The sequence below is a fragment of the Virgibacillus sp. MG-45 genome (assembly GCF_036409425.1).
Classification (GTDB): domain Bacteria; phylum Bacillota; class Bacilli; order Bacillales; family Amphibacillaceae; genus LDC-1.
The window spans coordinates 400792-413886 of record NZ_JAXOFU010000001.1 but is presented as its reverse complement, the minus strand read 5'-3'; the positions used below and the strand labels follow the sequence as shown (position 1 = coordinate 413886).

The window sequence follows — 13095 nt, the reverse complement described above, 5'->3', positions numbered from 1 at the left end:
AAGTGCCCTTATAGGGCGAAACTAAAACCGCCCGTTTTACGGGCGGATAGTTACTTGTCTAAATTCAAAGACTCTGTATATAGGATTTGTTATAAGGGAACGTTACGAAAGGATATAATTGTTTGAAATGATTTCGTTGCTATGCTATAATTTACTTGTACATATATACAACTTATTATACAAGTATACAATATAAAATATGAGCTCGGCTAAAATCATTATTCCATCGTTCTCAGAAGGTTGCAGTTCATATGAACAAAGGAGAAAACTAAATGAGCAAAGCTAACGTAAAAGAAACACCGCACATTAAGCCACAGGGTGCAGAAATTGCCGAAACTATTTTATTGCCAGGTGATCCATTACGTGCCAAGTTTATTGCTGAAACTTTCTTAGAGGATACCGTTCAATTTAACGAAGTGCGAGGGATGCTTGGATATACTGGAACATACAAAGGTAAAAGGATTTCCGTAATGGGAACTGGAATGGGAACACCAAGTATGGCACTTTATTCATGGGAACTCATTCATGTTTTTGGTGTAAAAAACTTAATTCGTATTGGTTCCTGTGGGGCGATTCAAGATAATATGAACTTATATGACATTGTTTTAGCGATGGGAGCTTCTACTGATTCCGAGTATGTTCGTCAATTTCATTTACCAGGACATTATGCTGCAATTGCTTCCTATGATTTGTTGGAAAAAGCAAAGCGCGCAGCGGATGAAAGAGACCTTCCTGTCCATGTTGGTAATGTCCTTTCGAGTGATGTATTTTATAATGCGGATGAAACAGCATTAAAAAAATGGAGTGAGATGGGAATTCTTTGCGCAGAAATGGAGACAACCGGTCTTTATCTAAATGCTGCTTATGCCGGAGTAAATGCACTTACAATCATGACAGTAAGTGACCATATTTTTCGTCACGAACAAACGACTCCAGAAGAACGGCAAACGGCATTTACAAATATGATGGAAATAGCGCTCGAGATTGGCTAAAAAATAATATTAATCGTACGCCTAGGGTTAATTACCTTAGGCGTTTTTACATGGGCATTTTCACTATGTGTTAAACTTAGTATAATAGATTCATAGGATGGCTTTAGGGCGTGCTGGGGGGACAGAAATGAATAATCAGAATGCAGAACGATTTTTAATCGCTTTTAATCGAATCGAAAAGGCATTGAAAGCGTGGATGATTCATAAAAAAGATTTAGGGTTTACACGCAGTGTGAAAATTTTAAGTAAATCAAATGCGGTAATTAATCGATACCAAGAAGATTTATTGGAATATGCTGCTTTGCGAAATGCGATTGTTCATAATAGGCTCGATATGACGTATGTAATTGCTGAGCCGCATTTGTCTGTTGTGGAGCGAATAGAACGAATTGAAAAGGAAATAACAGAACCAAAGCGCGTTTATCCGATGTTTGCACGGAAAGTAACTATATTTCATGAAGATGATAAGCTATCCGCATTGCTCCAAGTTATTAAAACGAAGGATATTTCCAAGTTTCCTATCTACAGTGGAAAGGATCTAATAGGCTTGCTTTCTGAAAAGGGAATTACCCAATGGATGGCAAAAAACGCGAAAGATAACCAGTTACCTTCGATTTTAACTTGTTTAAGAGAAGTGTTATCGTGCCAAAAAAATAATAACTATCGTTTTATTACGAAGGATACGACGATTTACGAGGCTCAGGATATTTTTAAAAATCAAATTGGACAAGGCAATCGCTTAGATGTGTTGCTCATTACAGATGATGGCAAGCCATCTAAAAACTTGAAAGGCATTATTACACCGCGAGATATTATTGATATCCCATAAAAGAGCCATCTTGGAAAAGAGACTCATTTTTTGTGAAACAAACAGCCCAACGATCGCAGCAACTTGCTTTGTTCGTTGGACTGTTCTTTTTTATCTGAATCAAACTTAGCTTGTGGTGTTATTGTTCTGATTCTGAATTTGAAGCAGCTGCAGTTACTGCTCCATCTCGCAGTGCAATCCAAAATGCAAGCACAATGGAAATAATTAAGATGATAAACGGAGCAACAAAGATAAGAAAACTTTCCATGCTTTTCACCTCACCAATTAATAATGATCAGAGCTACCACTTACATAATCCTTATTAAATAGAAAGAGACGTAGCAATAAATATAAGGATGGAATAAGTAGTAACAGTCCTGCGATAAACGCCACAACTAGCGAAATAGCCATTGCCTCATTTGTAAAGCTATCATAAATCGTTAAGTACGGATAAAGGAGATATGGATAATGCGAAATTCCATACCCGTAAAATGCAAAGGCAAACTGTCCTACGAGCAGCCCGAATGCAAGTCCATACTTTTTGCGCCGCCAAATAAGCCATACTGTTCCTAAAAAGAAAATAGCGGAAATACCAAACATCCACCAAAGGTCTAATATCCGTTCATAGTGAGCGGGGTTGTGGAAGCGGAGTTCGTAAATAATACCACCGGCTGTAATGATCGTTGGAAATGCCCATATTAACGCATATCTTCGCAGCAAATTTGTCGCTTCAATATCTTTGGCTTTGTTGGCATACCACGTTAGAAAAACTGCTGAAATATAGAGAACGGCAGCTAAACTTAGAACAACAATGCTCCACGTTAAGGGACTTGTAAAAAGTGCCCAATAATCTAAATCAGGATTTCCGTTGACAATGGATACAAAGCCACCTTCGGAAATGGTTAAAACAATAGACAATGCTGCCGGAAGAAAAAGGCCGGATACACCATACATAAATGCGTAGCCTTTGTGTTCTCGAGATCCATACGTTTCAAATGCATAGTATGAACCGCGAATTCCTAATAGAACAATGGCGATACTCGCAGGAACGAGTAGAACGGTACCATAGTAGAAGGCGGTTTTTGGAAAGAAACCGACAACCCCTACGAAAAAGAAAACTAGAAAGACATTCGTCACTTCCCATACAGGAGACAAGTACCGTTGAATAATTTTCGTTAGAATATGTTGTTTATTCACAAATTCACTGTATGCATTGAAAAATCCCGCACCAAAGTCTATCGATGCAACAATGACATATCCGAATAAAAATGTCCAAAGCACGAGAATCCCGATAATTTCTAAGTTAATGGTCATGTGTGCGCAGCTCCTTTCCGTTCCTCTAATTCGCGTTCAACTGGATTTTTTCGAAACATCCGCGATAAAACAACAACGGAGCCAATCCCGAGGATTAAATAGAGACCGCAAAAGAGAAGGAGCATTATATCTACATGTTCACTCGTTGTAGCTGCTTCTGCTGTTTTCATTAGTCCACGTAAAATCCATGGCTGTCTGCCAACCTCTGCTAACCACCAGCCGGTTTCAATCGCAATCATCGATAATGGTCCACCAGCGACGATTAACCAACGGAAGGCTCGGGTTTGAATAAAGGGCCAGCGACGTCGAATACCAAGCCAATACATAAAGGAAACGACAATCATGAGCATTCCGATTCCTACCATGATATTAAATAAGTAGTGTATATATAGAGGAGGAATCTCATCTTTTGGGAACTGATCAAGACCGATTACCTCGGCTGAAGGCCATCCATGTGCAAGCATACTGAGCGCATATGGGATTTCAATTGCATATTTCACATTTTCTTCTTCATCTAACCAGCCTAAAAGGATTAATGGTGCATAATCCTCTGTTTCAAAATGCCACTCTGCTGCTGCTAATTTTTCTGGCTGATAGGAAGCTAAATATTTTCCAGAGAGATCGCCAATTAATAGCGTTGCAATCGAAAAGACAAAGCCAATCTTCATCATGAGATAAAGTGCTTTTTTATGATAAATATGTGTTGATCCTCTGAGTAAACGAAACGCTGCGATGGCTGCAAGTATAAATGCGGATGTCATATAAGCTGTCACTACTACATGCGCTACCTTTGTCGGCATCGCAGGATTGAACATGGCGACAAGCGGATTGACATTAACTAGTTCTCCATTTACTACATCAAACCCTTGTGGTGCGTTCATAAAAGCATTCACCATTGTAATAAATACTGCTGAAAAAGAAGCACCAATCGCAACGGGTATCAGTAAAAGTAAATGCTTTCGCTGATCTTTAAAGCGATCCCATGTATACAGGTAAATTCCAAGGAAAATTGCTTCAAAGAAAAACGCAAAGGTTTCCATGAATAAAGGCAATGCGATAACATTTCCTGCTAATTCCATAAAATTTGGCCAGAGTAATGATAATTGCAATCCAATCGCTGTTCCAGTAACAACCCCTACAGCTACTGTGATGACGAACCCGCGTGTCCAACGTCTAGCGAGTAAAATATAATGTTCATCATTTTTTTTAATTCCAACCCAGTGGGCGATCATAATCATTAATGGGACACCAACACCTAGTGTGGCGTAAATAATATGGAACGAAAGTGTAAGCTCTGTGAGAACTCTACTAGCGTAAACGGCGTTATCATTAATCAATGTTCATCCTCCTCATCCACTGAATAATCGTCCAACAATTGATAGAAGCATAATGGCTGCCACTATAAAGGCGAGCCATATGAGCTTTCGTTCATGATTTTTGTACATTTTATTCGCTCCTTTATACAGGTAGTGTACCCAAAATATGAGATTTGAAAGCGTACCTTTTCATTTTTTGGTTTAGCTTTGGAATGGAAATGAGGCTTCATTTTCTAAAAAAGAGTAATTGTATAAAAAAAGTATCGTAGTTTGAAAATGGGATCGCTTTCACCACAGGCATAAGCGCGACATCTACTCAAAATGACTTCGCAGTGTCTTCTTTTCTGTGGCACAGCCTCAACTAACACGGAAAAGAAAATGCTCTTTTTCCGTGTGGATTTTTCGACGTACAGGACGTATTAGCGCAGCCGTTGCAACAGGACATGACGGTTATAGTTTGCGTTCCCTGTTGCTTCCCGCTGGATAAGAAACGCTTCGGCAGTGACACACCGCACGCAGAAAAAGCGCTTTCCTTTTTCAAGGAGTCTCACCCACTTCAACTACTCGATGTTTTTATCTAATAAAACGTAAATTCTAGTCGTCCATATTTCGTCCGAATTTTTTGGGGGAAGTTTTTTTGTTTCAGTGCATTTTATCGCTCTGTTCTGAATTCTGAATAGGGATAGAGGTGTATATGCAAGTCTTAAATATAGAAGAAACATCTATCTTAATGATGTTCTTCACGGAGGGAATAAAGATGAATCGCGTAATTGTCATGGAGTTCATCCTTATCGTCGTTGTAGGAATAGGAATTTGGATGAGTCGAACGAAGATATCACATTTATTTTTGCTGTGCGTTTGGAACTGTGTACAGTCTTTTATTTCCAGACCTGCAGAAACGAGTGTGATTGGTAGAGATTAAAATTCTAATTTAGAAATAGAAGCAAGTTTTGCTATAATGAAGGGGAATATGAATAATTGTATGTATGTAAAGGTAATAAATGAAGTTGATGAATAAATATCATTTGCAATTTGTGAGTAGCAAATGATTTTTCTTTTTGAATGCAATCAAATGAATGATTAAAGTAAATATTGAATGGAGGATAAAGTGTGAGTAAAAAACGATGGATAGCATTAGGGATAGCGATTGGACTATTGTTTTTGTCAATTTTTTCGCAAATAACAGCAACAGTAGCAACGACTGATTTTAAAACGATGTTTCGTTCCTTTGTGACGGATTATGAAGAGCGGGTAGTTGAAGAAGGAAGCGGATTTGGAAAAATTGCCATCCTTCATTTAGAAGGCATTATCCAAAGTAGTGGAGCGGGTGGGATTGTAACGACAAATACATATAATCATAAGCGCTTTGTTGACATGCTTGATCAAGCAGCAGATGATCCCAATGTCGAAGGGATAATTTTACGTGTGAACACGCCTGGTGGTGGAGTTGTCGAAAGTGCAGAAATTCATGAAAAAGTGGTTGAAATTCAAGCAGAGAATGAAAAGCCTGTCTATGTTTCAATGGGAAATACAGCCGCATCAGGTGGGTACTACATTGCTGCGCCTGCTGAAAAAATTATTGCCCATCCAGCAACGCTCACTGGTTCAATTGGCGTTATTATGGAGTCGCTCAACTATGCAGAGCTAGCAAAAAAACTCGGTATTGATGTGAATACGATAAAAAGCGGTGAATATAAGGATATTATGTCTTCTTCTCGGCCAATGACAGAAGAGGAACGGGCTATTTTACAAGCAATGATTGATGAACTTTATGATGAATTTGTCCAAGTGATTGTGGATGGACGTGAAATGCCAGAGGAAAAGGTACGAAAGCTTGGAGATGGCCGTGTTTATACAGGAACACAAGCGCAAGAAAATGGACTTGTTGATGAATTAGGTACGTTAGATGATACGATTGCATTGATGAAGGCGGATCATAACCTTGGGGATGCAACTGTTGTGGAATATAGTGATGGCTTAGGAATTAATCAATTTATTAGTGGTAGCCTGCAGCAATTTTTTGATTCAAAGCTTGATGCAGCTAGTTTTGAAGACCTGCTTCGAAGAGCAAATACGCCAAGTGCGATGTATTTATATACGAAATAAGACTTCTGAGGCTATAGCAGTAGAAAAAGGATATAAGGCTCCAATTTAATAGGAACATCTCATGGCCTGAACATATTATGTTAGGAGGGATTCGGATGAAGGAAGAAATAAATGCTACTTATGAAATAGAGGATACTCTACCAGTTCATCTTCGTTACGCAGGTTTTTGGATGCGCTTTTGGGCATATATGGCGGATTTGATTATCGTATTTAGTATAACCGGAATAGTGCTTCTTCCATTGCATTTTATCGGTACGGGAGGCAGTCCGATCTCTATCGGATATTGGACAGTAAATGGCATCATAAGCATCGGTGTACTTTATTTATATTTTTTGCTCATGACGAAGTATTTTAGCCAAACATTAGGTAAAATGATTTTTGGCATAAAGGTAATTCGAAAGGATTTAGAGCCACTTACATGGAGTGACTTGATTTTTCGTGAAATTATTGGCAGATTTTTTTATCGTGTTTTTACCATTGCTGGATTGTTATATATCGTTGTTGCCTTTGATGATCGAAAAAGAGGAATTCACGATATGATAGGAGATACGAGTGTAATTCATGAGCGATAAGAATAAGTAAAATTAAACTGGAGGGATATGGATGAAAGAAATATCAACATCAGAACTTGCAGAAAGACTAAAAACTGGCGCTAACCTGAGCATTATAGATGTTCGCGAGGATGATGAAGTGGCCCAAGGGAAAGTTCCAGGTGCCTACCATATACGTCTAAGTGAAATACCGGAGAGGCTTGATGAAATAGATAAGCAGACTGTCCATTATCTCGTTTGCCGTTCTGGTGGAAGAAGTGGGCGTGCATGTGAATTTTTGCAGGCTAATGGTTATCAGGTGATAAATGTAAAAGGTGGCATGCTAGCTTGGGATGAAGCAGTCGAAAAAACAGATTAGATTAAATTTTAGAATGAAGGACGTCAGAGGGTGAGAACAATTTTCTCACCTCTGGCGTTTCTTTATGTTTGGATGCAAGTGATCTTTAGTGGTTTATGGATTTGGATAAAGCATGGAGCAATATTCCATACTAATAGCAGGAGGTGTGATTATGAGTGAAAAGAAAAACAATTGGAGTAAAAAACGACCGATATCTAGCTTGAATCCACAGGGATATACAGAGGATGAGGCAGAACAGCAACCAAGATCACAACTAGAGCAAAGAGCGAAAAAGAAAAACACTAAAATATAGATTAGCGGAGCGCTTGAATATTAGCTTCAATGAAAATCCATTAGCCAAATAGAAATTAAACGATACAGGACAAAAGAATGACATATATGCATGAATATTGTGACAAATTCGGGATAATTGACTCATTTTCGTAATGTGGCAGGTTTTTCCATTGATTTTTACAGCAGAAAATAGTAGTATAAAGCTACAGGCTACGATGTACGTATTTTCTTAAGTTTTAACCTCTAATTAGTGAATAGGGAGTTTTAAATTAAAGCTCTAATGCCGTGCCGTTATTGTGCGGAAGGCAGGAAAGCTTTTGCGAACACCCACTTTGTAGAAGTGGTGGTTTAAAACTTTTTATTGCAAAATACGGCAATTGTGGCTCTTTATAAAAATTATGGTTTAAGGCTAGCTCTTTTTAGGGCTAGTCTTTTTGTTGTACATATCTATGTATAATGTTTTCCTATCAGGAGGTATTGCTTATTTGTATTCGTTTTCCCCTCTTTAATAAGGTATCATCAAAGTAGAAGTGAATAGGGGGGATTGGATGATGTTTCAATATGAAGGACTGGATCATGTTCAATTGGCAGCACCGAAGAATTGTGAAGCTAGAGCACGAGCATTTTATCAAGATGTTTTAGGTTTTGTTGAAAAAGAAAAACCGGTGCCATTAAAAGCACGTGGCGGTGTTTGGTTCCAGGCAGGTATAGTACAAATCCATATTGGTGTAGAAGAAGGCTTTATTCCTGCTCGAAAAGCACATCCAGCAATACGCGTACGTTATATTGATCGCTTGAAGGAGCGACTAGACAATAATCATAAAGTGTACATAGAAGATGAACATCTACCTGGAGCAAATCGGTTTTATACCGAGGACCCTTTCGGCAATAGACTTGAATGTATTGAGTGGGAAAATAAAAATGGATAAAAGAAACAACGGATCATTTGTTTTTTTATAAGAGAAAAATAACTTTCGCAAAACGCGCATTCTCTGGTATGGTTATCTTATAAAGTTGGCAAAAAAAGGGGGAATGCGAATTGAATCAGAGTGCACAGATACATATTGAAAAAACAAATCGATTATTAATTATTGCTGTTTTACTACCGGGTGCATTTTTAGCGATTTTAAATCAAACATTGCTTGCGACAGCAATTCCACATGTCATGGCTGATCTACAAATTACGGAAAATACAGCACAATGGGTTATGACGATATTCATGCTAGTGAACGGCATTATGATCCCGATCACCGCATTTTTAACAGAGACCTTCACAACCCGAAGGCTGTTTTTGTTTGCAATGACGACTTTTGCTGTTGGAACGATGATCTGCGCTATTTCTCCTAATTTTGCTATATTAATGGTCGGTCGAATTATTCAGGCTGCAGGAGCAGGGATTATGATGCCGCTCATGATGACCGTGTTTCTATTAATTTTTCCTATTGAAAAAAGAGGTGTCGCAATGGGAACAGTGGGCCTTGTCATTTCCTTTGCTCCTGCGTTGGGGCCTGCGATATCTGGTTGGTTATTAGAAAGCTATCCATGGCGTTCGTTATTTTATGTTGTCCTTCCATTTGCAATTATCGATATCATTATTGCTTACTTTTTTATGAAAAACGTGACGAAACGAACGTTTCCAAAGGTTGATATCCAATCGATTATGTTATCAACCGTTGGATTTGGTGGGTTATTGTATGGGTTTAGTGCGGCTGGAAATGTTGGCTGGTCGAGTATGATTGTGATTAGCTCCATTATTATTGGTATTGTTGCATTAACTGTTTTTATTAGAAGGCAATTTAAATTAGAACAGCCAATATTAGAATTTCGGGTGTTTGCGAACAAGATTTTTACGATAACAACGATCATAGGTATGATTGCATTCACAAGCTTGATCGCCGCTGAAGCACTACTTCCAATCTACATGCAAAATATGGCGGGGTATACGGCATTGGATTCAGGGTTAGTTATTTTACCGGGAGCTTTACTCATGGGGCTCATGTCACCAATCAATGGTCGAATATTTGACAAGATTGGGGCACGTTGGCTTGTCATAACGGGATCGACTATTTTAGCGATTACAACATTTCTATATACACGTTTAACTGTGGATACGTCTATAGCATACTTGACAATTGTGTTTGCCATTCGTATGTTTGGGATTTCCATGATTATGATGCCGTCCACTACTGCAGGCTTAAATCAGCTTTCTAATCGTCTAATTCCACATGGGTCGGCAATGAATAATACGATGCGACAAGTTGCAGCATCTATTGGTACTGCAGTTCTTATTACGGTTATGACGCAATCTGCTCAGGGTAGCAATGCCTCGATTCCACAAATGATTCAAGGTGTAAATACGGCCTTCTATGTCGTAACCTTCCTTTCATTAATAGCACTTATTTTAGCGTTCTTCATTAAAGGAAATAAACCTTATACAGAGCGATAAATTACTGGAAATCAGGGTATGTATGATGAGGTCATCAGTGGTTGTATTTGCGATTTGATTAATAATGGAAACAATTTTGAAAGGTGTTTAAGCAGAGGCTTACGCCTTTTTTTATATTATTTATTAGTACCAGATAATATAATCTTGTGTTAATATAAGGTTATAAAAGCAGAAAGAAGGGAACATCATGTATTATTTTGCAACGTATGCACTAAAGTTTTTATTAAGCCTATTTGGAAGGATAAAAATATATGATAAGTCGAATTTGCCAAAGCGAGAAGGTTATATTATTGCGTGCACACATACAGGATGGGTAGATATATTATGGCTTGGTGTGGCGGTACTCCCAACTAAAATTCACTATATGGCCAAAAAGGAGCTGTTTCAAACGGCTTTTACAAAGACTTTAATGAAGCAATTACACGCATTTCCAGTTGATCGAGCTAATCCTGGTCCGAGTACGATAAAAATACCACGAAAGCTCTTAGCAGAAGGAAAGGTTGTCGGAATTTTTCCAAGTGGAACGCGAACAAAGGAAAATGTACCATTAAAAAAAGGGGCAGTAACTATTGCGGGCTCTGCAAATGCGCCAATCGTTCCAGCTGCTTATAAGGGTCCAACAAATTTTAAAGATTTATTTCAACGAAAAAAGCCACGGATTATTTTTGGCACACCGATTGCTCCTAATAATGCACTTAGCAAAAAAGAAAGTATTGAAGCGATGATGAAAGAGCTGGAAGCCCAATTTAATGCATTACAAATGAAAATAGCTGATAAATAATCGTCTTACAAGCATTGAGAATAACAACGCATGACTTTGGCAAATTCTCGACGAATAATCGTCCAAATCATGACAACTAATAGAAACTTAGATTAATCTGCTTTCTTACTTGGAAGTTTGTGGTAAAGTTAAAGTGTAGAAACGTTACAGGTAGGGAGGAATGAGGATGTTTAAGAAAAAGTGGTTTTGGATTTCTATTATAATTGTTGTATTTGCGATTACAGCGTGTTCGAACGATGATTCACCAGGGGATAATGGCGCCGCAAAAAACGATGCAACAGAAAAAACCGGTGAGGTTGTGTATAATCCCCCTTCCCTGGATGACCTTGATCCTAATGATCCAATGACGGAGTATGTTCAGTATGGTCAAGAGGTTTTTAATGAAACGAATACTGTTTTAGCAGAAGAAGTTGGCAATGAATTATCCTGCCAAAGCTGTCATGCGGATGGTGGACTATCTCAATCATCGTCAATGGTAGGTGTAACAACACAATTTCCGCAATATCGTCCACGTGAAGGAACGGTATTTACGATTGAAGATCGTATTAATGGTTGTATGTCTCGGAGTATGAATGGAAAGCCTATTCCTTTAGACAGTAAAGAGATGAAGGCGATGGTCGCGTATTTGACGCATATTAGTAAAGGGATTGAAACGGGCGAAGATATTCCTTGGCGAATGAAAAACACGATGAAAGAAATTCCTGAGCCAAATGTAACACGTGGTGAAGAGTTATATGAGGAGAAGAATTGCTTAGCTTGTCATGCTACGGACGGATCTGGCACAGGTACAAATACGGGTCCAGCGCTTTGGGGAGAAAACTCCTTTAATGATGGTGCAGGGATGAGTAGGCTATCGAAAATGGCAGGCTATATAAAAAATAATATGCCACCTAATGGAGAAGAAATGAGTGATCAGGAAGCTGCCGACTTGGCGGCATACCTTCTTTCACATGAACGGCCAGAATGGAAAGGGCATGATAGGGATTGGCCGAAGGGTGGACGTCCAACTGACATTATTACAAAGGACCGAAGAGAAAAAATTCGTGAGGGTACATTCGATTGGTCTGAAATAGAAAATGTCATTCCAGCTAAGTAAATGCTTAGGGGAGTATATCAACTTGGTATACTCTCTTTCCGATTTTTGAAGGAATTTACAGATTAATGGCGAAATATTAATATAAATGTCAATTTAGCTTGGAAACACCAGGAAAGTGAACAGGGGGAGGATAGAAGTGAGGGCCTGTGTTTTTTGTCAAATTATATGTAAGGAAATAAATGCATCAATTATATTTGAGAATGAGGATGTATGCTGTTTTTTAGATCGACAGCCAATTAATCCAGGTCATCTCCTTGTTGTTCCCAAAAAACATGAGGCTATGATTTTTGAAGCAGAAGAAAGATACTTACATGCGTTGATTTCTACAGCTCAAAAATCGGCACGCGTGCTCAAAAAGCATTTTAACCCAGATGGAGTAATCATTTTGCAGGAAAATGGAATTGATACAGACGTCGATCATATTCACATGCACGTTTTTCCACGCTTTGAGAATGATGGCTTTAGGATTGTTGAACCTATGATAAACAAAGAAACGTTAAATTTTCACAGTCTCCAGCGCTCTTTAAAAGAGGTTTGGAAAACAGCATAAGAAGGAATAAGAGATTAAGGTCGATCAGTTTTGTTTTTGAATAAATTAGTAATTTTTCCAATTTTCCCTTGTTATTTAAGTGCTTCTTTTTGTATAATAAAAATTGTGAGTGTAACAATTTTAAATTCAGATGTGAACGTTAATCGAGTCGTAAGCGGCAACTTACGACCCGGACAGTTTATTTGCAAGATGGATAGTGCGACTATATAGCGATAGAGAGTGAAAAAGTAATTATCCCGGACACTTAGATTGACGGGTGATTACTTTTTTTCACGGCTGCTCGTAATCAACAACACGAGTGTTGAGAACATGATCATCAATTCAATCGTCTTATCAATTGGTATCACACACTTCAGCCCCTTTCTTTTCAGGGTTTGAAGTCGCCGATTCCAGCCACGCATGAATGATGCGTGGTTTTCTTGCATCACCTGTCCTTTTTAGTATACTACAAATATGCAAACAATTGGTCTAATTGTAAGAAAATGGTACAATCTTCTCATAAGT

The 13095-nt window shown here is 38.4% G+C and carries 15 protein-coding genes and 1 other RNA gene; 13 read left to right on the top strand and 3 right to left on the bottom strand.

Translation table 11 applies throughout. The features are described 5' to 3' along the window. Nucleotides 1-272 precede the first annotated feature (272 nt). Together deoD and SPK86_RS02155 are read left to right on the top strand one after the other, a co-directional pair. Entirely contained in the window at nucleotides 273-992 is a 720-nt protein-coding gene (gene deoD / locus SPK86_RS02160; RefSeq protein WP_330948579.1) for a purine-nucleoside phosphorylase, read from the top strand. Between the two features lie 127 nt (nucleotides 993-1119). After that, nucleotides 1120-1821, top strand: a complete 702-nt coding sequence (locus SPK86_RS02155; protein ID WP_284139570.1) for a CBS domain-containing protein — start codon at nucleotides 1120-1122, stop codon at nucleotides 1819-1821. A gap of 118 nt (nucleotides 1822-1939) precedes the next feature. Here the strand turns inward: SPK86_RS02155 and cydS are convergent, their stop codons facing one another. The 3 genes from cydS to SPK86_RS02140 are packed head-to-tail and all read right to left on the bottom strand — an operon-like array spanning nucleotide 1940 to nucleotide 4451. Further along, on the bottom strand, nucleotides 1940-2068 hold the full coding sequence (gene cydS / locus SPK86_RS02150) for a cytochrome bd oxidase small subunit CydS (protein WP_284139569.1): 129 nt from the start codon (nucleotides 2066-2068) through the stop codon (nucleotides 1940-1942). Between the two features lie 17 nt (nucleotides 2069-2085). Further along, the gene (locus tag SPK86_RS02145) at nucleotides 2086-3108 is read right to left on the bottom strand and encodes a cytochrome d ubiquinol oxidase subunit II (protein ID WP_284139648.1); all 1023 of its coding nucleotides are present in this window, start codon (nucleotides 3106-3108) and stop codon (nucleotides 2086-2088) included. Nucleotides 3109-3110: 2 nt separating this feature from the next. Beyond that, nucleotides 3111-4451 carry a cytochrome ubiquinol oxidase subunit I gene (locus SPK86_RS02140; protein ID WP_284139568.1) on the bottom strand — a complete coding sequence of 447 codons (1341 nt, stop codon included), beginning with the start codon at nucleotides 4449-4451 and terminating at the stop codon, nucleotides 3111-3113. A 736-nt stretch (nucleotides 4452-5187) separates the two neighbouring features. Between SPK86_RS02140 and SPK86_RS02135 the strand changes: the two genes are divergently transcribed. The 11 genes from SPK86_RS02135 to SPK86_RS02085 all read left to right on the top strand — a co-directional run bounded on the left by SPK86_RS02135 (nucleotide 5188) and on the right by SPK86_RS02085 (nucleotide 12591). Continuing rightward, nucleotides 5188-5352, top strand: a complete 165-nt coding sequence (locus SPK86_RS02135; RefSeq protein WP_284139567.1) for a hypothetical protein — start codon at nucleotides 5188-5190, stop codon at nucleotides 5350-5352. Between the two features lie 188 nt (nucleotides 5353-5540). Further along, nucleotides 5541-6536: a signal peptide peptidase SppA gene (sppA, locus tag SPK86_RS02130; protein WP_284139566.1), complete on the top strand. Its 996-nt coding sequence runs from the start codon at nucleotides 5541-5543 to the stop codon at nucleotides 6534-6536. 95 nt (nucleotides 6537-6631) lie between these two features. After that, nucleotides 6632-7108 carry an RDD family protein gene (locus tag SPK86_RS02125; RefSeq protein WP_284139565.1) on the top strand — a complete coding sequence of 159 codons (477 nt, stop codon included), beginning with the start codon at nucleotides 6632-6634 and terminating at the stop codon, nucleotides 7106-7108. A 31-nt stretch (nucleotides 7109-7139) separates the two neighbouring features. Beyond that, nucleotides 7140-7445 (top strand): rhodanese-like domain-containing protein, encoded by a 306-nt coding sequence (locus SPK86_RS02120; RefSeq protein WP_284139564.1) that lies wholly within the window; start codon nucleotides 7140-7142, stop codon nucleotides 7443-7445. A 151-nt stretch (nucleotides 7446-7596) separates the two neighbouring features. Beyond that, on the top strand, nucleotides 7597-7737 hold the full coding sequence (gene sspL, locus SPK86_RS02115; RefSeq protein ID WP_284139563.1) for a small, acid-soluble spore protein L: 141 nt from the start codon (nucleotides 7597-7599) through the stop codon (nucleotides 7735-7737). Between the two features lie 185 nt (nucleotides 7738-7922). Beyond that, a non-coding RNA gene (gene ssrS, locus SPK86_RS02110) (6S RNA) lies at nucleotides 7923-8108 on the top strand. Between the two features lie 158 nt (nucleotides 8109-8266). After that, nucleotides 8267-8647 (top strand): VOC family protein, encoded by a 381-nt coding sequence (locus SPK86_RS02105; protein ID WP_330948578.1) that lies wholly within the window; start codon nucleotides 8267-8269, stop codon nucleotides 8645-8647. A gap of 110 nt (nucleotides 8648-8757) precedes the next feature. Next, complete coding sequence (locus SPK86_RS02100; protein ID WP_284139561.1) at nucleotides 8758-10164, top strand: MDR family MFS transporter; 1407 nt, start codon at nucleotides 8758-8760, stop codon at nucleotides 10162-10164. Nucleotides 10165-10351: 187 nt separating this feature from the next. Continuing rightward, nucleotides 10352-10945, top strand: a complete 594-nt coding sequence (locus tag SPK86_RS02095) for a lysophospholipid acyltransferase family protein (protein ID WP_330948577.1) — start codon at nucleotides 10352-10354, stop codon at nucleotides 10943-10945. Nucleotides 10946-11111: 166 nt separating this feature from the next. Then, nucleotides 11112-12041 (top strand): c-type cytochrome, encoded by a 930-nt coding sequence (locus tag SPK86_RS02090; protein ID WP_284139559.1) that lies wholly within the window; start codon nucleotides 11112-11114, stop codon nucleotides 12039-12041. A gap of 136 nt (nucleotides 12042-12177) precedes the next feature. Then, complete coding sequence (locus tag SPK86_RS02085; RefSeq protein WP_330948576.1) at nucleotides 12178-12591, top strand: HIT family protein; 414 nt, start codon at nucleotides 12178-12180, stop codon at nucleotides 12589-12591. Nucleotides 12592-13095: the final 504 nt, after the last annotated feature.